Annotated in this window: 16 protein-coding genes; 4 read left to right on the top strand and 12 right to left on the bottom strand. The window is 62.4% G+C overall.

The genetic code is table 11. From position 1 onward, the window contains the following. Positions 1-40: 40 nt before the first annotated feature. From Q0X85_RS14475 to Q0X85_RS14465, 3 genes are all read right to left on the bottom strand, one after another. Positions 41-184 carry a hypothetical protein gene (locus tag Q0X85_RS14475; protein ID WP_297773033.1) on the bottom strand — a complete coding sequence of 48 codons (144 nt, stop codon included), beginning with the start codon at positions 182-184 and terminating at the stop codon, positions 41-43. A gap of 169 nt (positions 185-353) precedes the next feature. After that, the gene (gene gap / locus Q0X85_RS14470) at positions 354-1,355 is read right to left on the bottom strand and encodes a type I glyceraldehyde-3-phosphate dehydrogenase (RefSeq protein WP_297773031.1); all 1,002 of its coding nucleotides are present in this window, start codon (positions 1,353-1,355) and stop codon (positions 354-356) included. A 253-nt stretch (positions 1,356-1,608) separates the two neighbouring features. Then, positions 1,609-4,155, bottom strand: a complete 2,547-nt coding sequence (locus Q0X85_RS14465; protein WP_297773030.1) for a calcium-binding protein — start codon at positions 4,153-4,155, stop codon at positions 1,609-1,611. Between the two features lie 551 nt (positions 4,156-4,706). Between Q0X85_RS14465 and gatB the strand changes: the two genes are divergently transcribed. Together gatB and Q0X85_RS14455 are read left to right on the top strand one after the other, a co-directional pair. Continuing rightward, entirely contained in the window at positions 4,707-6,221 is a 1,515-nt protein-coding gene (gene gatB / locus Q0X85_RS14460; RefSeq protein ID WP_297773028.1) for an Asp-tRNA(Asn)/Glu-tRNA(Gln) amidotransferase subunit GatB, read from the top strand. 87 nt (positions 6,222-6,308) lie between these two features. Next, complete coding sequence (locus Q0X85_RS14455; RefSeq protein ID WP_297773026.1) at positions 6,309-7,937, top strand: AMP-binding protein; 1,629 nt, start codon at positions 6,309-6,311, stop codon at positions 7,935-7,937. A 2-nt stretch (positions 7,938-7,939) separates the two neighbouring features. On the opposite strand, the gene Q0X85_RS14450 is transcribed toward Q0X85_RS14455, so the two are convergent. Genes Q0X85_RS14450 through Q0X85_RS14430 form a run of 5 tightly spaced genes read right to left on the bottom strand, consistent with a single transcriptional unit; the run spans position 7,940 to position 13,174 of the window. Next, the gene (locus Q0X85_RS14450) at positions 7,940-9,280 is read right to left on the bottom strand and encodes an FAD-binding oxidoreductase (RefSeq protein WP_297773024.1); all 1,341 of its coding nucleotides are present in this window, start codon (positions 9,278-9,280) and stop codon (positions 7,940-7,942) included. Continuing rightward, positions 9,277-10,044: an NAD(P)-binding domain-containing protein gene (locus tag Q0X85_RS14445; RefSeq protein WP_297773023.1), complete on the bottom strand. Its 768-nt coding sequence runs from the start codon at positions 10,042-10,044 to the stop codon at positions 9,277-9,279. Before Q0X85_RS14445 ends, Q0X85_RS14450 begins: the two co-directional genes overlap by 4 nt. Further along, entirely contained in the window at positions 10,044-11,540 is a 1,497-nt protein-coding gene (locus Q0X85_RS14440; protein ID WP_297773022.1) for an aldehyde dehydrogenase, read from the bottom strand. Before Q0X85_RS14440 ends, Q0X85_RS14445 begins: the two co-directional genes overlap by 1 nt. A 3-nt stretch (positions 11,541-11,543) precedes the next feature. Next, positions 11,544-12,461 (bottom strand): dihydrodipicolinate synthase family protein, encoded by a 918-nt coding sequence (locus tag Q0X85_RS14435; RefSeq protein ID WP_297773020.1) that lies wholly within the window; start codon positions 12,459-12,461, stop codon positions 11,544-11,546. A gap of 8 nt (positions 12,462-12,469) precedes the next feature. Then, complete coding sequence (locus tag Q0X85_RS14430) at positions 12,470-13,174, bottom strand: GntR family transcriptional regulator (RefSeq protein WP_297773019.1); 705 nt, start codon at positions 13,172-13,174, stop codon at positions 12,470-12,472. A 128-nt stretch (positions 13,175-13,302) separates the two neighbouring features. Between Q0X85_RS14430 and Q0X85_RS14425 the strand changes: the two genes are divergently transcribed. Then, positions 13,303-14,253 carry a GlxA family transcriptional regulator gene (locus Q0X85_RS14425; protein ID WP_297773017.1) on the top strand — a complete coding sequence of 317 codons (951 nt, stop codon included), beginning with the start codon at positions 13,303-13,305 and terminating at the stop codon, positions 14,251-14,253. Between the two features lie 50 nt (positions 14,254-14,303). After that, on the top strand, positions 14,304-15,692 hold the full coding sequence (locus Q0X85_RS14420) for a bifunctional enoyl-CoA hydratase/phosphate acetyltransferase (RefSeq protein ID WP_297773015.1): 1,389 nt from the start codon (positions 14,304-14,306) through the stop codon (positions 15,690-15,692). An 88-nt stretch (positions 15,693-15,780) separates the two neighbouring features. Here the strand turns inward: Q0X85_RS14420 and Q0X85_RS14415 are convergent, their stop codons facing one another. The 4 genes from Q0X85_RS14415 to Q0X85_RS14400 form a co-directional block, all read right to left on the bottom strand. Then, positions 15,781-16,341: a polymer-forming cytoskeletal protein gene (locus Q0X85_RS14415; protein WP_297773013.1), complete on the bottom strand. Its 561-nt coding sequence runs from the start codon at positions 16,339-16,341 to the stop codon at positions 15,781-15,783. After that, positions 16,331-17,650 (bottom strand): M23 family metallopeptidase, encoded by a 1,320-nt coding sequence (locus Q0X85_RS14410; protein ID WP_297773012.1) that lies wholly within the window; start codon positions 17,648-17,650, stop codon positions 16,331-16,333. The genes Q0X85_RS14415 and Q0X85_RS14410 overlap by 11 nt, the downstream gene beginning before the upstream one ends. A gap of 181 nt (positions 17,651-17,831) precedes the next feature. After that, positions 17,832-18,629 carry a ferritin-like domain-containing protein gene (locus Q0X85_RS14405; RefSeq protein ID WP_297773082.1) on the bottom strand — a complete coding sequence of 266 codons (798 nt, stop codon included), beginning with the start codon at positions 18,627-18,629 and terminating at the stop codon, positions 17,832-17,834. 20 nt (positions 18,630-18,649) lie between these two features. After that, a complete protein-coding gene (locus Q0X85_RS14400) occupies positions 18,650-19,111 on the bottom strand; it encodes a peroxiredoxin (RefSeq protein ID WP_297773011.1) in 462 nt (153 codons plus the stop codon). Positions 19,112-19,206 lie beyond the last annotated feature (95 nt).

The following is a 19,206-nucleotide window of genomic DNA, read 5'->3' as shown; positions in this document are numbered from 1 at the left end:
CGAGTTTCGTAATGAGTCAATCTTTGCGTAAATTTGGGGATTAACGCCAAAAGGCGAGATATTCGATGAAATCAATCAGTTTGCGCCCGACGAAAATCAGTGCGTTGCTGTCATTGAAGATAAGGTCGAGCCCGAGCCCCGCGAGGATGATCGCTCCCAGACTGAGCGCGATGGTGTTGGTCATGGCGCGTGCTTTCGTTACGTACCTCGCGTCGGGTATGCCTCACGCAGCCCCAACGCGCAAGCCGGCGCCCGGCCAAACCATGCGGCGCGATGATCCATGCACGCCAAAGTAGCAAACAGACAGCCCCCGATGCGCGTCCATCAGAGGCTGTGCATTGATGAGCCGGCGCTTATTGCAGGCGGCCCATCGTCACCGCCACATCCGCCATGCGGCACGAAAAGCCCCATTCGTTGTCATACCAGGCCAGCACCCGCACCAGCCGCTTGCCGGTCACCTTGGTCTGGTCGGGAGCAAAGATCGAGCTTTCCTCGGTGTGGTTGAAATCGACGCTGACCTTGGGCTCGGGGTCATAGGCGAGCACGCCCTTCATCGGCCCGGCGGCAGCGGCGGCGACGACCTCGTTGACATCGGCCTTGGTCACGTCCTTTTGCGCCACAAAGGTCAGATCCACCGCCGAGACATTGGGCGTCGGCACCCGGATGGCTGAGCCATCCAGGCGGCCCGCCAGCTCTGGCAGCACCTCGCCAAGCGCCTTGGCGGCCCCGGTTGAGGTGGGGATCATCGACATCGCTGCCGCGCGGGCGCGGTAAAGGTCGTTGTGCCGCCGGTCGAGCGTGGGCTGATCTCCGGTATAGGCGTGGATCGTGGTCATGATGCCGCTCTCGATGCCGATGCCCTCATGCAGGACCTTGGCCAGCGGTGCCAGACAGTTGGTGGTGCAGGAGCCGTTCGATATCATCCGCTCGCTTGGCTGGAGGCTCTCATGGTTGACGCCGTAGACCACGGTGCGGTCGACATTCTTGCCGGGGGCGGACAGCAGCACCTTGCGCGCGCCGCGGTCCAGGTGGGTCCGCGCGGTCAGTCCGTCGTTAAACTTGCCGGTGCATTCCAGAACCACATCAACCCCGTCCCAATCCAGAGCGGTCATGTCGTAGGTCGAAAACATCTCGATCGGCCCGCGGCCCAGATCCATGCTGTTTCCGTCGACTGTGATCGGGTGCGGAAAACGACCATGCACACTGTCATACCGCATCAGGTGGGCTGCCGTCTCGATCGGACCGGTCGCATTGAGCTTGACCACCTTGATGTCGTTGCGCAGGCTCTCGGAGATATGAGCGAGTGTGGCGCGACCGATCCGGCCGAAACCGTTGATCCCTACGGTTATGGTCATGGGGGGACTCCTGACTGATGAATTGGCGCCCGTATAAACGGAGGATAATCCCCCCGAAAGTCGTAAAAATCGTTTTTCGATGGAATTTCAGATTGTTAGCGTTAACCGTTATCGCAAACCGTATTTTATCGGGATGATTGCGCTAACGCGCTACCGGCAGAGGATGAAGCACATAGGGTAGGGAACAACACACGTCGCGATATGCAAGTCGGGGCACCCGAAGGTGCCCCTTGATCGCCGCATTGCTACAGGCTCAGATGAACTGGAAGTCATCCACCGTCAGATCCGCCGCCGCGACGCCCTCGATCAGCACCAGGTGCCCGTCGATGTTCATCTGCGCGCCCAAGGCCGTGTCGGTGATGCCCAAGGCATCGACAAATCCCTGCAAGCCATTGCCGCCGTTTGTGATATTGACCTCTTCAGTGTCGATGTTGACAGTTCGTATCAGGAAGCTGTCCACGCCGTCCTCGTAATCGGTGATCACGTCCTCGTCCTGCTCCTTGAAGAAGTTGAACACAAAGACATCAGCCCCCGCGCCGCCGGTCATGAGGTCATCGCCGTCTCCACCATTGATGGTATCGTCGCCGGTGCCCCCGTCTATGCGGTCGTTGCGGCCGCCACCGGCGAGAAAGTCATTGCCCTCGCCGCCGAGGATGGAATCGTCGCCTTCGCCGCCGCCGACACTGTCATGACCTGCGTCTCCGTTGATGTTGTCCTGACCGGTGCCGCCGCCAAGGCTGTCGTCTCCGGCCTCGCCAAAAATGGTGTCATTGCCAAAACTGCCGCCAATGGTGTCGTTGCCTTCTCCACCAAACAGGAAGTCTCCGCCGGGGCCGCCGCTCAATGCGTCATTGCCGGAGTTTCCGGTCGCATTGTCATTGCCCTGACCGCCGCCGAGGATGTCGTTGCCGGGGCCCGCGTCGAGCGTGTCGTCGCCCAAACCGCCACCGATGCTGTCATTGCCGTCGCCGCCGTCAACCACATCATCGCCGTCAGAGGCCGCGATCGTGTCGTCACCGTCGCCGCCATCGATGCTGTCATCTCCGTCGCCGGAGGCGATCACGTCGTCGCCGAGAGTACCTTCAAGCGTGTCGGGGCCGTCATCGCCGAGAATGGTCTCGCCCTCGAAGAGGTCGCTGGCGCTGACGGTCCCGTCGCTGAACTGGAAGCGTTCGACATCGCGGAAGATGTCGGTGCCCTCGGCACTCACGATCTGGATATCGTCACCGTTCCGTGACGTCACCGCATCGGCGCGTGCGACATTCAGGATGGCGGTGTCCACGCCGTCGCCGCTCTGCAGTGAATCGCTGGAGCCGCCGCCATCGCCCTCGATCGTGTCATCGCCGAGACCGCCTTCGATCGTGTCGTCGCCCAAGCGCCCCTGCAAAAGGTTGTCATCAGCATTGCCGACGATCGCGTCGTCGAACTCGGTCCCGCGCACATATTCGATGCCAGAGACCGTGTCGGTAAAGGCCACGCCACCGGCGCTGCTTGTGATCACGCCGGTGGCGAGATTGGCCACAATGGCGCTGTCGGTATCGCCCTCGTAGCGTATCCGGTCAAAGCCGCCGCCGCCGTCGATCGTGTCGTTGCCGCCGTGCGTGCGGAAAGACTCGGCATTTGACGTGCCGACCATCCGGTCATTGCCGTCATCGCTGCGCAATTCCCAGACCGGTGCATCGCCTTGGATGCTTTCAGCATTGCCGAACCCGTCATTCGAAATGACGCCGGTTTCCAGATTGACATCCACGGCACCGCCACCGCTCAGATCAATCCGCACTGCGCCGACCTCGTCCGATCCATCGGCCCGCTCGGGCGTGTCGCCGTTGATGATATAGGTGTCGACGCCGTCACCGCCCCGAATGCTCATCCATTGCGCGCCTGATGGGCGGACATCGAACACGTCATCACCAATCCCGCCGGTTATATTCAGTCCGCCGGTCGTCCAGCCCGAAAATAGCGGGTTCTCGACGTCGATCAACGTGTCGACATCGCCGCTGCCGGTGTCGCGGATGCTGCCGGTATTGGCCGAGCCGTCAATCGTCACCTCGATGCCTTGATCGAAACCGCTGTAATTCAGCCCCACGAAGCCGATGGCGATGTCGCTGAAATCAATGGTGTCATTGCCGGTGCTGCCCGTGATGCCGTCAAACCCCAGAAAGCCACCGACATTGTCCCCCGGGTTGATCAGGTCGTCGCCGGGGCCGCCATTGAGATTGTCGTTGCCGTCGAGGCCGAGCAGCGTGTCGTCGCCGTCACCTCCGATGAGTTGATTATCGCCATCAGTCCCTTCAAAAAGCTCACCATCGGGCAGGACGCTGACGGTCGTGTTGTCGAAGGTGGTCAGGGCAATATTCTGGTTTGGCGCAAAGGGCCCGGATGTGACCTGGCCGCCGCCCAGAATGGACGCGTCCAGCGCCTCCCACTGGGCGATGGTCGAGGGCTGGTTCAACGGGTCACCGCCGATGGGAAAAATGAAATCCGTGTTGGTCGCCTCGTCGAAGACCACCAGAATGACATGTGTGCCCTGTGGTGTCGTGACTGAGCCGAGTAGCACCTCGCCGTCATTGGATGGATCGGTGATGTCGATCCCGTCGAGCACCGCGCGATTGAGGTCCGCGTCGTTGTTCAACTCGATATTGGGCAAGATTTCGTCCGGGGCAGAAAAGCCCGTGACGCTATAATTGAAGACGTCGTTTTCTATCGCCAGTTCAAACGTTGTGTCCCTGACTTCAACGACGTTGTCCTCCGGGCTGCCGTCTCTGCGGACCGCAAAGCCCGATAGGGAGAACAGGTTCATATGAATTTCCTTTCCAGACGTAAAGTTTCTCGTGGCGAAAACTGTACTCCGAAAGGAATCTCATCTTCAATATTTTTTATATTTATCAATGAGGTTGACATGGGCCTTAAATTTTTTCCGCGACAAGAGTGCCCGATGGCACTCTAGTCATGGCGTCGGCGCGACTGCCTCAGATGAACTGGAAATCCTCCAACCCCAGATCCGCCGCCGCGACGCCCTCGACCAGCACGAGATGCCCGCCGATATCCATCTGCGCGCCGCCTGCAACCATGATCCGACGAGATCCTCCCCAAGAAATTCATCCCGTGGCGCTATAAAATACGGTGTTTCGCCATTGTCAGGTGCGTCAGTCGCTTTGGTAATAATCGCCAATGTTGTTCTCCATGCGCAAAGTACGACCCATAAGTTACGCTCTTAACTTCGCCGAAACACTGCAACCGGGATGGTCTCAATCTTTCGTGATGCCAAGACCCTGCATTCAGTGTCACCGCTCTTGCCCCCTCCGCGCCGCTGTCCTAGAACGCGGTCCATCATTCAGCCGGAGACCTGCCATGCTCGATCTCACCTACGACTCCCCCAAACCCAAGGTCATCGCCGGGGCGAAGCACGATTGGGAACTCGTCATCGGGATGGAGGTGCACGCACAGGTGGCGTCCAACGCCAAGCTGTTCTCGGGGGCCTCCACCCGGTTTGGGGCCGAGCCCAATTCCAATGTTGCCTTTGTCGACGCGGCCATGCCCGGGATGCTGCCGGTGATCAACGAATTCTGTGTTGAACAAGCCGTGCGCACCGGGCTGGGCCTCAAGGCGCAGATCAATCTCTGGTCGGCGTTTGACCGCAAGAACTATTTCTACCCCGACCTGCCGCAGGGCTACCAGATCAGCCAGCTTTATCATCCGCTGGTGGGCGAGGGGGAAATCCTTGTCGACATGGAGCCGGGCATCGCGCGGCTGGTGCGGATCGAACGCATCCACATGGAGCAGGACGCAGGGAAAAGCATCCACGACATGGACCCGGCGATGTCCTTTGTCGATCTGAACCGCACCGGCGTTTGCCTGATGGAGATCGTCAGCCGCCCCGACATTCGCGGGCCCGAAGAGGCCGCCGCCTATGTCACCAAGCTGCGCCAGATCCTGCGCTACCTGGGCACCTGCGACGGCAACATGCAGAACGGCAACCTGCGGGCGGATGTCAACGTGTCGGTCTGCCGTCCGGGGCAGTATGAAAAATACATGGAAAGCGAGGATTTCGCACATCTGGGCACCCGCTGCGAGATCAAGAACATGAACTCCATGCGCTTTATCCAGATGGCGATTGACTATGAGGCGCGCCGCCAGATCGCGATTGTCGAGGCGGGCGGCGAGGTGGTGCAGGAAACCCGGCTCTATGATCCGGACCGCAACGAAACCCGCTCCATGCGCTCCAAGGAAGAGGCGCATGATTACCGCTATTTCCCCGATCCCGACCTGCTGCCGCTGGAGATTGAGCAGGCCTGGGTTGACGATATCGCGGCCAACCTGCCCGAACTGCCCGACGCCAAGAAGGCGCGGTTTGTGCTGGAGTTTGGCCTGTCGGAATATGACGCCAGCGTGCTGACCGCTGACCTCGCCAACGCCGGCTATTTCGAGCAGGTCGCGGCGGGCGCGGGCGACGGCAAGCTGGCGGCGAACTGGGTGATCAACGAGCTGTTTGGACGTCTCAAGAAAGAAGACCATTCCGTCGAGGACAGCCCCGTCAGCCCGGCGCAACTGGCGGGTATCGTGCGGCTCATCAAGTCCGACGCCATTTCCGGCAAGATTGCCAAGGACCTCTTCGAGATCGTCTATACCGAGGGCGGAGACCCTGAGCAGATCGTCGAGGCGCGGGGCATGAAGCAGGTCACGGATACCGGTGCCATCGAGCAGGCGGTAGACGAGATCATCGCCGCCAACCCCGCGCAGGTGGAAAAGGCGCAAGCCAACCCCAAACTCGCGGGCTGGTTCGTGGGGCAGGTGATGAAGGCCACCGGCGGCAAGGCCAACCCCAAAGCGGTGAACGAGATCGTGACGGCCAAGCTGGGGCTGTAACGGGCCCCGCCCGATCTTCCCCATTTGAAAGCGCCCTGAACTTGCCTAATCTCTCCGGACCCGCGAGGGAGAATCAGGGAGGGTTCGATGGGTTGGATGAAGGACGAGACCGGGCTTGGCAAATGTGCGGCGAATTTCGTCGCGCTGACACCGCTGTCGCATCTGCGGCGCGCCGCGCAGCTCTTTCCGAAGCGCGAGGCGCTGGTTTATCATGGCATTCGACGGACCTTCGACGAGTACCACGAACGCTGCACGCGGCTTGCGTCGGCGCTTGTCAATCTGGGTATTGAGCCCGGTGACGTGGTGGCGACCCTTCTGCCCAATATTCCCGCACATTGTGAGGCACATTTCGGTGTCCCGGCCTGCGGGGCGGTTCTCAATGCCATAAACACCCGGCTCGAGGCCGATACGATCGCGTACATCCTCGACCATGGGCAGGCCCGCGTCGTGCTCTGCGATCCGCAATTCCTGCCGGTTCTTGCGCAGGCGTTTGACCTGATGGACGGGCCTGCGCCGGGCGTGATCGAGGTGGCCGATGACGAAGCGGGGGTGCACGCCCACGGACATTACATGGAGTACGAGGAATTTCTGGCCTCTGGCGACCCGGAGTTTGAGTGGATCATGCCGGAAGATGAATGGGAGAGTCTCGCGCTCAATTACACATCCGGCACGACAGGGCGCCCCAAGGGTGTGGTCTACCATCATCGTGGCGCATATCTGATGACCATGGGCACGGTCGTCAGCTGGGATCTGCCGCGGTATCCCCGGTATCTCACGATTGTGCCGCTCTTTCATTGCAACAACTGGAACCATGTCTGGCTCATGCCAATGCTGGGCGGTACGGTGGTGTGCTGTCGCGACATCACCGCCAAGGCGATCTATGATGCCATCGCTGACGAGGGGGTGACACATTTTGGCGGTGCGCCCATCGTGCTCAACATGATTGTCAACGCCAAGGACGAGGAGCGGCGCAGCTTCGATCATATTGTGGATGTGTTCACGGCAGGCGCCCCGCCGCCCGCCGCGACGCTGGCGGCGATCGAGCCCCTGGGTTTTACAGTTACGCAGGTCTATGGCCTGACCGAAACCTATGGTCATGTCACGGAATGCGTCTGGCAGGACGCATGGGATGATCTTCCGGACGAGGAGCGCTATGCCATCAAGGCGCGGACCGGTGTGTTGATGCCGATGATGGAAGACATCACGGCGATGGACCCCGAGAGCATGTCGCAGATCCCGATGGATGGTGAGACACTGGGAGAGATCATGATACGCGGCAATGCCGTGATGAAGGGCTATCTCAAGAACCCGCGCGCGACAGAAGATGCGTTTCGCGGTGGTTATTTCCGGTCCGGCGACATCGCGTTTCAGCATCCGGACGGCTACCTCAAGATTGCCGACAGGGCCAAGGACATCATCATCTCTGGTGGAGAGAACATATCCTCGGTCGAGGTCGAGGGTGTGTTGATGCGCCATCATGCGGTGCTCTTGTGCGCCGTGGTGGCCAAGCCGGATGAGAAATGGGGCGAGGTGCCTTGCGCCTTTGTTGAGTTGAAGGATGGTGCGGATGTGGATGAAGCAGAGCTTCTTGCCTTTGCCCGAGAGCGTCTGGCCGGTTTCAAGACGCCCAAAGCGGTTGTCTTCCAAGAGCTTCCCAAGACCTCTACCGGAAAGATCCAGAAATTCGAGTTGAGGCAGAGCGCGCGGGCGCTCTGATCTCACTCGTCGCCCGCGCGCCATTCCTTGAGACGTAGCACCGCGTTGGCGCCGATCCCGGCAAATGGCGGCGGCGGCAGGCGTTTGGGCGCGGCTTCTGCGGTGAAATGGCGGGTGATGGCGCTGGTCGCGCCGCAGGCAAGCTCCGCCGCGCCCATTCCCGTCAGCGTGCCGCGCGCGGTGCCGAGGCCGTTCTGCACGCAACCCGCGAATAGCCCCGGCTCGATCTCGCGCATGACCGACACGCCGTTGAGGCTCAGGCACAGGTGCCCGGCCCAGGCGTGCTCCATGCGCAGCCCTGCCAGTTGCGGAAAGCGCTGGTCAAACTTGCGCTGCATCACGCGGGCGGCGCGGGTCATGTCGGCACGGGTCGCCTGCATTCCGGGACGCAGCACCGCGCAGGTGCGGGTCACGATGCGGTTGCCGCCCTGCGCGCTGTCGATGCGGCGCATGGTGGTGCCCATCGGGTCCGACGGCGTGACACCCCAGCGGGATTGCCCGCCAAGGCGGGCAAGCGTGTCGGCATCCAGGTCGGGTGTCATGGTGGCGAAGAGGAATAGCTGCATCAGCCGCCCGCGCGCGATGCCGAAGCTTTCGAGGTGGCCGTTGACGGTCAGGATCACGCGGCCCGCGCTCAGCCGCCCCTTGGGTGTCTCGACCTGCCACGCCTCGCCCTGACGGCTGAGGGCGGTGACGGGGCTGCCCTCATGGATCGCCACACCCGCGCGTCGCAGCCCGTCCGCCAGCCCGCGCACATAGCCTGCCGGCTGCAACATCACCGTGCCGGGGGTGTAGAGGCCCGAGCGGTAATGCGCGCTGCCGGTTAATTGCTGCATCGCCTGCGCGTCGAGCATCTCTGACGGCTCCCCGAGGCTCGTGAGGTGGCGTGCGTAGCTTTCGTTATGAGCATGCGCGGCCGCGCTCGCCGCGCCGTTCACCTTGCCCGCCGGATCAAAGAACGCCGGGTCGATGCCGTACTCCGCCACGGCCCCGCGCCCGAAATCCTGCGCCAAACGGTTGAGCGCAATCATCGCCCGATCATCGCCCGCCCCGGCGTAATCCTCGCTGGTCAAGTCATGCGGCAGGTCGATCATGAAGCCCGAGTTGCGCCCCGCAGCCCCCTCGGCCACACGGCCCGCCTCCAGCAGCGCGATGCGCGCGCCCGGGGCAAGCTGGGTCAGCCGCCGCGCCGCCGACAGCCCGGCAAAGCCCGCGCCGATCACCGCGAAATCGGCGGTGGCGTCGCCGTCAAGCGGGGTCGCCGGGTCTTGGGCGGGGAGGATGGCGTTCCACGCCGCTGGCCCAAGGTGCGCTGGCAGCCGTCTGGCGCGGTGCGCGGTCATGCCGGTGGCAATCCCAAACGCTCCCGCAGGCCATCAAGGCCCTCCAGAAGCGCATCGGGGGCACCGGCCTGCGCCATGGTGTTGCACAGGCTGTCGTTCAGGCCGCCTTCGGTGCCCAGATCGGCCATCAGCGTGTCGATGCCGCCGGACCCGTCCTTGCGCATCGCCGCAAAATAGGCCCCGAACATCGCGGTCACGTAAATCTCGGCCCCGGCCCGGTCCCCGGTCTGCGCGGCGAGCCAGTCGACCCCGGTACGCAGCAACGCCATGACGGGAAGCGACACGGCGCAGGCCCCGAAATGCGCGTTGAGCGCCGCCTCGCTCTCGACGGCGATCACCGGGTTGCGGTCTCCGAAGACCGCCCGCACGCTGCCAGTATCCGGCCAGACCGGCAGCGGGCAGCCGCCCGTCGCGATGGACGGCAGGGGGATGGTCAGGCTCAGATCGGCAACATCCGGGATCAGCGCCGCCAGCCTGTCGCGCGGCATGTCTGCCATCACCGAGATCACCTTGTGATCGGCGCGGAACGGCAGCTCGGGTAGCACCCGCTCGGCGATGCCGGACATCAGGCACAGGATCACGATATCCGACTGGGCGACCACCTCATCATTGGTTGCGACGGAGACCCCTGCGAAGTCACGGGCGAGCCGCTGCGCCGTCGCCGCGTTGCGCTCGGACACGAGGATGTCATGTCCTGCACCGTCCAGCCCGCGCACCATCGCCTCGGCGATGGCACCCGTACCAAGAAACCCTATTCGTGCCATCACGATACCTCCTCTTCCACGTCATCGGCCAAATCAAGCCAGATGGTTTTCACTTGGGTATACTGATCATGGGCGTGCAGCCCGTTGTCGCGCCCGCCAAAGCCCGATTGCCTGTAGCCACCAAACGGCGTCGAGATATCACCCTCGCCAAAGCTGTTGACCGTCACCGTGCCTGCCCGCAGCATCCTTGCGCCACGCAGCGCGCGCTTGGCGTTCGCGGTGAAGAGCGCGGCGCAGAGGCCGTAATCGGTGTCATTGGCCACGGAAATGGCCTCGTCAAAGCTGCTGACCTCGATCACGCTGAGGACAGGGCCGAAGATTTCCTCGCGCGCAAGCGGGTGGTCGTTGCCGGGCAGCATCACCACCGTCGGCGCGACAAAGCCCTTTTCCGCCGTGCCGCCGAAGATGACATCTTCCGCCTGATCGAGATAGCCGCAGACCTTGGCAAAATGCCCCTCGCTCACCAGCGCGCCGACGCGCGTTTCGGGATCAAGCGGGTCGCCCACCACCCATTCGCGGGCATGCGCCTCGATCCGTGACAGCAGCGCCTCCTTGACGTCGCGATGCACGATCAGCCGCGAGGTGGCCGAGCAGTTCTCGCCCATGTTCCAGAACGCACCCTGCACGATATGCGACGCGACGCGGTCGAGGTTTTCGGCGTCGTCCATCACGATGGCGGGGTTCTTGCCGCCCATCTCGAGCACGATTTCCTTGGCGTTGCTCTCGCCCGAATAGCCCAGGAACCGCTTGCCGGTTACGGTGGAGCCGGTGAAGCTGACCATGTCCACATCCATGTGGCGGCCCAGTGGCTCGCCCACCTCGGGCCCGCTGCCGGGCAGGACATTGAGCACCCCGCGCGGCAGCCCGGCCTCATGTGCCAGTTCGGCCACGCGCAGGGCCGTGAGCGATGTTTCCTCGGCCGGTTTCACGATCACCGAACAGCCCGCCGCCAGCGCCGGGCCGATCTTCCATGCCAGCATCAGAAGCGGAAAGTTCCACGGCAGCACGAGACCCACCACGCCGATGGGCTCGCGCACAATCATGGCGATGTGATCGTCCGAGGCGGGGGCGACGTGGTCGTAGATTTTGTCGATCGCCTCGGCGTGCCATTTCAGGCAATGGATGGTCTCGGGCACATCCACCGTCTCGCAATCGTAGATGGTCTTGCCCGAATCGAGGCTTTCCAGCACCGCCAGCTCGCGCGCATTGCGGGTCATCAGCTTGGCGAGGCGGATCAGCACCTCCTTGCGCGCGGAGGGGGGCAGGCGCGACCAGCGGCCATCGTCGAACGCCGCGCGGGCCTTGGTCACCGCGAAATCCACGTCCTCGGTGCCGCAGGCGGCAATTTCGGCCAGTGTCTCGCCAGTGGCGGGGTTCAGCGTGGCGAATGTCTTGCCCGAGATCGCCGGGCGATAGCCGCCGTCGATGAACGCCCCCGTCGGCAGGTCGAGCGTCGCGGCGATGGCCGCATATTCGTCGCGTGTCAGCAAGCTCATGTCTCAGCCCTCCGCCGTGATGGTTGCGATGGTGGTTTTCAGCACGCGCACCACCTGGTCCAATGCGCGCTTGTCGTCCTTGTTCAGGCCCTTGAGGGGCGCGCGCACCTCGCCCGCGTCGATGCCGCTCATGGTCACGCCATGCTTGATCGTCTGGATGAACTTGCCGCCCTGCTCCAGCACATGCATCAGGGGCAGCATGGCCGACATGATCCGCCGCCCCTTGGCGAAATCACCCTCGACCACGCAGGCCTGATATAGCGCCACATGCTCGGCGGGCAGAAAGTTGGAGCCGCCGCAGACCCAGAACGGCGCCCCCCAGGCGAAAAACTCCAGCGCCTGATCGTCCATCCCGCAGCCCATCTGGATATGCGGGTAGTCGCGCGCCAGCAGGTGCACCCGGTTGATATCGCCCGAGCTTTCCTTGATGCCGCAGAAATTGCGGCTGCGGCCGACACGGTCGAGAAACTCCTCACCCATCATCGTGCCGGTGCGGCCGGGGTAGTTATAGAGCATCACCGGCAGGTTGGCGGCGCGGTCAATGGCCAGCGCGTTAAGCGCGTTCTCGCGGTCCGTCGGCACGGCATAGGGCGGCGAGGCCAGCAGGATCGCATCGGCACCGATCTCGCGGGCGGCCTGCGCCAATGTGATGGAATCGTCGGTCAGCATCGCGCCCGTGCCCATCACCAGCGGCACACGCCCGCGGATTATCTGATGCGTCAGCCGCGCCAATTCCACCCGCTCAGCCACGGTCTGGGCATAGTTCTCACCGGTGGAGCCGCCGGTGATGATCCCGTGCACGCCGCTGGCGATCAGGTGCTCGATCACCTCGGCCAGGGCGTCACGGTTCACCGTGCCGTCAGGCTGGTAGGGGGTGATGACCGGGGTATAGATCCCGTCAAAGCGAAAGAGTGGGGTCATGGCGGTCCTCATGCGGGGCTGAAGCGGGTGAGGCGGCCCATCGGCACATCAAGGGCCGAGGGCATCACGAAACGTTCGATCTCGTGGCGTGAGAGGTTCCAGTGATCCTCGGCCAGTTGCGCAGCCTGCGCCTCATCACGAGCCGCAATGGCCTCGATGATGGCGTCATGCTGGCGGCTGGCCTCGGCCACGTTGTCGGCCATGGTGGCGTTCTCCGGGCGGTAGAAGGTCATGGAAATGCGCGCATGGTCGATCAGCAGGCGATGGAACGACGGCAGGAGATAGATATTGCCCGCCATTGCGCCGGTGATCTCGTGAAAGCGGTTGTTGGCCAGCGTGCGATCCTGGGTCGATCCTTCGCGCAGGGCGGCGCGGAACGTCTCTTGCGCGGCGCGCAGGGCGGCAATCTGCACCTCGGTGGCGTTGCGCGCGGCAAGCCGCAGGATCGCGCCATAGATCATCGGCGCGGCCAGAAAGAAATCGCGCAGCGTGGTGTGGGTGAGGTCCGTGACGCGCGGCCCGCGATTGTCGCGCAGGTCGATATAGCCAAGACCCGCCAATTCGCGGAACACCTCGCGCACCGGGGTGCGCGACAGGTCGAACTCGGCGCAGAGCGCGGCCTCGTCGAGATCGGCACCGGGCTGTCGCGCCGTGGTGAGAATCGCGTGTCTGAGATGCGTTGCAAGCGTGGTCTTGCGGTCCTTGGCGGCCATGCCCGGGCCTCCTCTGGCGTGAAATTCGTCTTGCCGTTTATAGTATACAAATTGTATACGCAATGGATAATTCTTGTCTTCCGACAAAATCACCGCCAGACAGATCACAGCCCGCCTATGGACATGCCATGACCAAGCCCCAGCACTTCGCCTTCATTCTGGTCGAGGAGTTCTCGCATCTGGCCTTTGCCTGTGCGGTCGAACCTTTGCGTATTGCCAATCTGATCAGTGACGAGACGCTGTATCGCTGGTCGTTCCTGTCCGAGAATGGTGAGACGGCCACTTGCTCGAACGGGTCGGTCACGCTGGTGCATCACGGGCTTGACGCGATCCCGGCATGTGACTGTCTCTTTGTCTTGTCCGGTATCAACATGCGGGCGCATGTCTCGCGCGGGCTGCAAATGGCCTTACGCCGCGAACACCGCCACGGCACGGCGATCGGAGCGCTTTGCTCGGGGGCGTGGATACTGGCCGAAACCGGCATGCTCGACGGCATGAAGACCGCGATCCACTGGGATTTTCACGACGCCTTCATGGAGCGATTTCCAGAGGTGGGCCTCGTGCGTAGCGTCTTTGTCGCGGATGAGCCGCATGTGACCGCCTCGGGAGGGACTGCGACGGCGGATCTGATGCTGCATCTGATCGAGCGGGATCATGGCTATGACCTGTCGGTCGCCGTGGCCGATCAGATGGTCTATGCGTCGGTGCGCGAAGCGAGTGCCGCGCAGCGCGTTTCGCTGCAATCGCGCAACGGTATCCGCAACGTACATCTCAGCAGGGCGATTGCACGCATGCGCGAAACCGTCGAAGACCCGTTGAGCCCGGCGCGGATCGCTGCCGAGATTGGCATTTCGACACGCCAGCTGGAACGGCTTTTTGGCAAGTTTCTCAACACGTCGCCCAAGAAGTTCTTTATGGATTTGCGGCTGGACAGGGCACGGCATCTGCTCATTCAGTCCGAGGCGTCCGTGGTCGAGATCGCCATGGCCTGCGGTTTTGAGAGCTCGGGGCATTTTTCGCGGGTTTACAAATCCGCTTATGGTGTCACTCCTATGCAGCAACGCGCGCGGCTAAGCTGACAAGGTGTAAAAGCAGCACCCGGATGCCGGAGCACGGGAGGGAATGCGACATGAAGATCGAAAACCACATCTTCGAAGAGTTGCAGCCGGGTGACAGCCAGAGCCTGCGGCGGCTTTGTACACAGGATGATTTGCTGGTCTTTGCCAATGTCTCGGGCAATCACAATCCGATGCACCTCTATGATCTGGACGGTGACGGCGACGGCCGTCCCGAGGCTGTGGTGCCGGGCATGTTCCTGGGGTCGCTCATTTCAGCGGTGCTTGGCAATCTTCTGCCCGGGGCGGGCACCCTATACAGGGCGCAAAGCCTTGTGTTTCACAATCACGCCCATGCCGGTGACGAACTGGAAAGCCGGGTGACGGTGACGGACAAGAATGACAGGGACAGTACCCTGACGCTCGCCACAGAGGTGCGGCGGCCACGCGATGACGCGTTGATCCTGTCGGGCGTGGCCGAAGTCGAGGCTCCGCGCCGCAAGATGAGCTATTCAAGTCACGACCTGCCCGGGCTGGTGGTTCAGCGACATCGACATTTCGAGGCCCTGCTCAGGAAGGCTGAGCCGCTGGCGGCGCTGGTCACGGCGGTGATCTGCCCGGAGGACCCCAATTCGTTGGGCGGTGCGCTCCTGGCGCGGGCGCATACATTGATAGAGCCGATCCTGATTGGTGATCCCGTGCGCATCGCAGCAACGGCCAAGGCCATGGGTGCCGATCTGAGCGGTATCGAGGTCGTCCCCGAGACAGGGCCCGATGCTGCGGCACGGCGTGCTGTTGCGCTGGTGCATGAGGGGCGGGCAGGGGCGCTGATGAAGGGCCATCTGCACACAGACACCCTGCTGCGCGCGGTCCTCGACAAGACCATCGGTCTGCGCGCGGGACGTCGGCTGACGCATGTTTTCGTGATGGATGTACCGGGCCTCGCGCATCCGCTGATGGTGACGGATGCCGCCATAAACATTGCGCCGGACCTGCGCACCAAGGTGGATATCGTCCAGAACGCGATTGACCTTGGTCTGAGCCTTGGCATCGCGCAACCCTTGGTCGGCGTTCTTTCGGCTGTGGAAACGGTCAACCCGGACATGCCCTCCTCGATGGACGCGGCGCTGCTATCCAAGATGGCGGAGCGGGGCCAGATCACCGGCGGGCTGGTCGACGGGCCATTGGCAATGGATAACGCGGTGGATATCGCTGCGGCGCGGACCAAGGGGATCACGTCGCCGGTGGCCGGTCGGGCGGATGTGCTCGTGGTTCCAAATCTGGACGCCGGCAACATGCTGGCCAAGCAACTGACCTATCTCAGCCACGCCGAGGCGGCCGGGTTGGTTCTGGGGGCGCGTGTTCCGATCATCCTCAACTCGCGCGCCGATGATGATATGGCGCGGTTGGCATCTTGTGCCGTGGCGGCCCTTCACCATGCCCGGATTACGGGGCTGGGATAGGCCCGATTGAGGTGGCCTGATACGGCGCAAATAGTAAGGGCGGCCACGCGATGCAGGGCCACCCGATTATACACGCTTGGACCGCCGCTCAGCCCTGCGCGGGCTTGGCCGACGGCGTCGCCTCTGCCGGGGCCTTTTCGGCCGGGGCTGCGGGCTTGGCTGCGGCCTGCGGCTTCGGGCCTGACTTGTTTCCCGAAAGCGGATCGTCCTGCCGCTGAACCGAGCCTTCGAAATGCGCGCCGCTTTCGATGGCGATGGTCTTGTGAATGATGTCGCCCTCGACCCGCGCGGTGGACGTCAGGCGGACCTTGAGACCGCGAACGCGGCCCACGATGCGGCCGTTGATGACAACGTCATCGGCGATCACCTCGCCCTTGATTGTCGCACCTTCGCCGATGGTCAGCAAATGCGCCCGGATGTCACCCTCGATAGAGCCCTCGACCTGAATGTCGCCGCTGGTCTTGAGGTTGCCGGTCACGTGCAGATCCGAGGACAACACCGAGGCGGGCGGCTTGGCCTTGGGAGACTGAGCCTTGAATTCCGTGCTCTGCGCGTCGGGGCGCGCCGAATCGAGCCGATTGTCGGACGTGGTCGATTTGGCCTCGTCCGGCTTGTGCGCGGGTTCGTTGATTTTGCTCTTAGAAAACATTGTTTGCAGCCTTGATGTATGTCATGGGATTGACGGACTTGCCGCCGACACGGATTTCATAGTGTAGATGCGTGCCCGTTGAACGTCCAGAGTTGCCCATATCACCAATCCGCTCTCCGCGCGAGACCCTTTGGCCGACCTTGACGCGAATTCTGGACTGGTGGGCGTAGCGCGTCTCGATGCCGAACGGGTGTTTGATCTTGACCAGACGGCCATAGCCGGAGAGCCACCCGGCATGCGTGACGACACCGTCGGCCGTGGCATAGATGGGGGTGCCATGGGGGGCAGCGAAATCGGTGCCCCGATGCATCCGGCCCCACCGCATGCCGTAGCCCGATGTGTAGCGAAACGCGTTCCTGACCGGGAGCGCGAAGGGCGCCTTTTGAGCGGCGATGCGATAGAGATTCAGCTCATCGAGGCGATTGAGAATGCGGTTGGCGCGCTCGGTGTCGGGGGACGGAGCCTCGCCCTTGGTGGAAAACGAGAGCGGTGTGATCGGTCCACCCTGACCTGAATAGCCCCGACGCACCGCATCAAGCAGCGAGTCGGTGCTCAGACCGGCAGCCCGGAACATCTTGTCGAGAGGCTCAACCGAGATCGCCATCGCATCTTCGAGCTGGCTGAATATCTGATCGTTCTGGTCTTTGAGCAGGCGCAGCTGATGGGCCATCTCGTCTGCCTGCAAGAGAGCCTCCTGCGCGTTGGCGATCGTCGTATCGCGCTCTTGTGCGGCATCCGACAGGGCCGCAGTCAGGAAATCGAGCGTCGCGTCGGGGGACGCATCCTGTGGCTGACCCAGGGCCGACGTCTCGCCATCCGCCATCGCGAGGGTAAGCTGCTGCGCCTTATCGCGGGCCGCGTCGCGCTCTGACATGGTGCGGCGCAGCGTGGACTGAATGACCTCGATCCCGGTCTCCAACTCCCGGCGGCGCGTCTCGGACGCGAGCAATTCAGATTGCATTGCCGAGATTTGTTCCAACGCAAAGCTGAACCGTTCCTGTGCCGCCATCGCTTCTGCGGCGCGCATGTCGCGCTCGGATGACAGGGAATTGAGCCGATTTTCATAGGTGCGCTGATCACGCTTGGCTTGTTCGCGGAAATTGCCCGCCCCGATGCTGTCCATGACCAGAATGGACGTCGCGATGATCGCCCATGCGACGATGGCCGAGGCGCCGGAAAAGGCGATTAATTGGGTCGCGGGCCGCAACCGAATGAAACGCGTGTCGGTATCTGATCGCAGAAACACCCGGCGTTCGGGGAAATAACGTTCCAAGAGTGCGTGCAGTTTTATAGCTAGTCTTGTTCTCACGCGGTCTATGCCTTTGTTATTTCTCGTGGACCCTTCGCGCCGTGATGGGGCCGTCCTTAGAGGGAGTGATTATCCAGTAGCGGGCGGTTGGGCAAGATTTTTGACCAAATCGCGTCCTGACTTGGGCCGTTTCCCGCTGTATTGGCGGAAAACCGCCGATCAAGCGGGTCATGTTTCAATCTCAAGTCGAGCCGGTTGTGCTGAGCGGCCAGTAAAAGTCAGGCGGCAATCCGGCTTCGGCCCTCTTTTCCTCGTTGAAAGGCGGCTTGAGTGGGGCGTGAAAATATTTCCGCACAAGATCATGGAACACGTCCTTGGGATCGAGATTGTGGCGACCGCAAAGAAAGTGAAACCATTTGGAGCCATAGGCGACGTGATGCACCTCTTCGGCATAGATGACTTGCATCGCCTCGACGGCGCGGGTCTCGCCGGCCCGTTCGAACACGTCGATCATCCCCGGTGTCACATCGAGGCCGCGCGCCTCCAAAACCATCGGAACGACCGCGAGGCGGCCCATGAAGTCATGGGCGGTATCCTCGGCGGCGCGCCACATGCCAGCATGTGCGGGCAGGGCCCCGTAATGGCTGCCGAGTGCTTCAAGGCAGTCACATATCAGGTTGAAATGGTTGGATTCCTCATCGGCCGATTTGACCCAGTCATCGTAGAATCCGATCGGCATCGGTGTGTCAATGAACCGCGCGACGATGTCCCAATGCAAATCGACCGCGTTAAGCTCGATATGCGCGACCGCATGCAGCATGGCGATGCGGCCTTTTTCCGATCCGGGGCGTCTGCGCGGCACCTGGCGCGGATCGAGCAGTGCGGGATGCTCGGGACGAGCGGGCTGCAACGGCGGGTGGGCGCGGCCGAGCGGAATAGTCTCGCCGGCGGCGCGCGCCTCTCGCCATGTTGCAGCATGGGCACGAGACAGTGCGGTCTTGGCGCGGCCTTCAGGCGTCGTCAGGACCTCGACGGCCATCTCTGACAGGGTCGGGGTTTTCAAAGTGCCTTTACCGCGTCCAGCACCTCTTCTGCGTGGCCGGGTACTTTGACTTTGCGCCAAACCTTGGCAATGCGACCATCCGGGGCGATCAGAAAGGTCGATCGTTCGATGCCAAAGAATTTCTTGCCATACATGTTTTTTTCCTTCCAGACGCCATACGCCTCGCAGGTCTCTGATGCCTCGTCAGACAACAGCGGTACATCCAGCGCATGCTTGTTGCGGAATTTCTCGTGGCTGGCAACGCTGTCTTTGGAAATGCCCATTACAGTGGCCCCGGCAGCGTCGAATTCGGCCTTGAGCCCAGAGAAGGCCACGGCCTCTTTGGTGCATCCCGACGTGTCGTCGCGCGGGTAGAAAAACAGGACCACGGCACCGGAATTCAGCGCGGAGAGCGTAACAGTATTACCGCCATCGCGTGGCAGGGTGAAATCGGGGGCGTTGTCGGAAACGTCGGGCATGGGAGCTCCTGTTGAGGCGAGAAAATGTGAGTTCCATATTAGGCCGCGAAAGGCGAGAATAAAGACACGAGGCAGAAGAGACGCGCCTAACGCGT

The organism is uncultured Roseovarius sp. (assembly GCF_947259555.1).
Classification (GTDB): Bacteria; Pseudomonadota; Alphaproteobacteria; order Rhodobacterales; family Rhodobacteraceae; genus Roseovarius.
The sequence above is the reverse complement of the archived record's forward strand: the minus strand, read 5'-3'. Positions and strand labels throughout refer to the sequence as shown.

Coding starts and splice junctions, on each gene's coding strand:
- Q0X85_RS14475 (WP_297773033.1), bottom strand. CDS start 184: ATGACCAACACCATCGCGCTCAGTCTGGGAGCGATCATCCTCGCGGGG.
- gap (WP_297773031.1), bottom strand. CDS start 1,355: ATGACCATAACCGTAGGGATCAACGGTTTCGGCCGGATCGGTCGCGCC.
- Q0X85_RS14465 (WP_297773030.1), bottom strand. CDS start 4,155: ATGAACCTGTTCTCCCTATCGGGCTTTGCGGTCCGCAGAGACGGCAGC.
- gatB (WP_297773028.1), top strand. CDS start 4,707: ATGCTCGATCTCACCTACGACTCCCCCAAACCCAAGGTCATCGCCGGG.
- Q0X85_RS14455 (WP_297773026.1), top strand. CDS start 6,309: ATGGGTTGGATGAAGGACGAGACCGGGCTTGGCAAATGTGCGGCGAAT.
- Q0X85_RS14450 (WP_297773024.1), bottom strand. CDS start 9,280: ATGACCGCGCACCGCGCCAGACGGCTGCCAGCGCACCTTGGGCCAGCG.
- Q0X85_RS14445 (WP_297773023.1), bottom strand. CDS start 10,044: ATGGCACGAATAGGGTTTCTTGGTACGGGTGCCATCGCCGAGGCGATG.
- Q0X85_RS14440 (WP_297773022.1), bottom strand. CDS start 11,540: ATGAGCTTGCTGACACGCGACGAATATGCGGCCATCGCCGCGACGCTC.
- Q0X85_RS14435 (WP_297773020.1), bottom strand. CDS start 12,461: ATGACCCCACTCTTTCGCTTTGACGGGATCTATACCCCGGTCATCACC.
- Q0X85_RS14430 (WP_297773019.1), bottom strand. CDS start 13,174: ATGGCCGCCAAGGACCGCAAGACCACGCTTGCAACGCATCTCAGACAC.
- Q0X85_RS14425 (WP_297773017.1), top strand. CDS start 13,303: ATGACCAAGCCCCAGCACTTCGCCTTCATTCTGGTCGAGGAGTTCTCG.
- Q0X85_RS14420 (WP_297773015.1), top strand. CDS start 14,304: ATGAAGATCGAAAACCACATCTTCGAAGAGTTGCAGCCGGGTGACAGC.
- Q0X85_RS14415 (WP_297773013.1), bottom strand. CDS start 16,341: ATGTTTTCTAAGAGCAAAATCAACGAACCCGCGCACAAGCCGGACGAG.
- Q0X85_RS14405 (WP_297773082.1), bottom strand. CDS start 18,629: ATGGCCGTCGAGGTCCTGACGACGCCTGAAGGCCGCGCCAAGACCGCA.
- Q0X85_RS14400 (WP_297773011.1), bottom strand. CDS start 19,111: ATGCCCGACGTTTCCGACAACGCCCCCGATTTCACCCTGCCACGCGAT.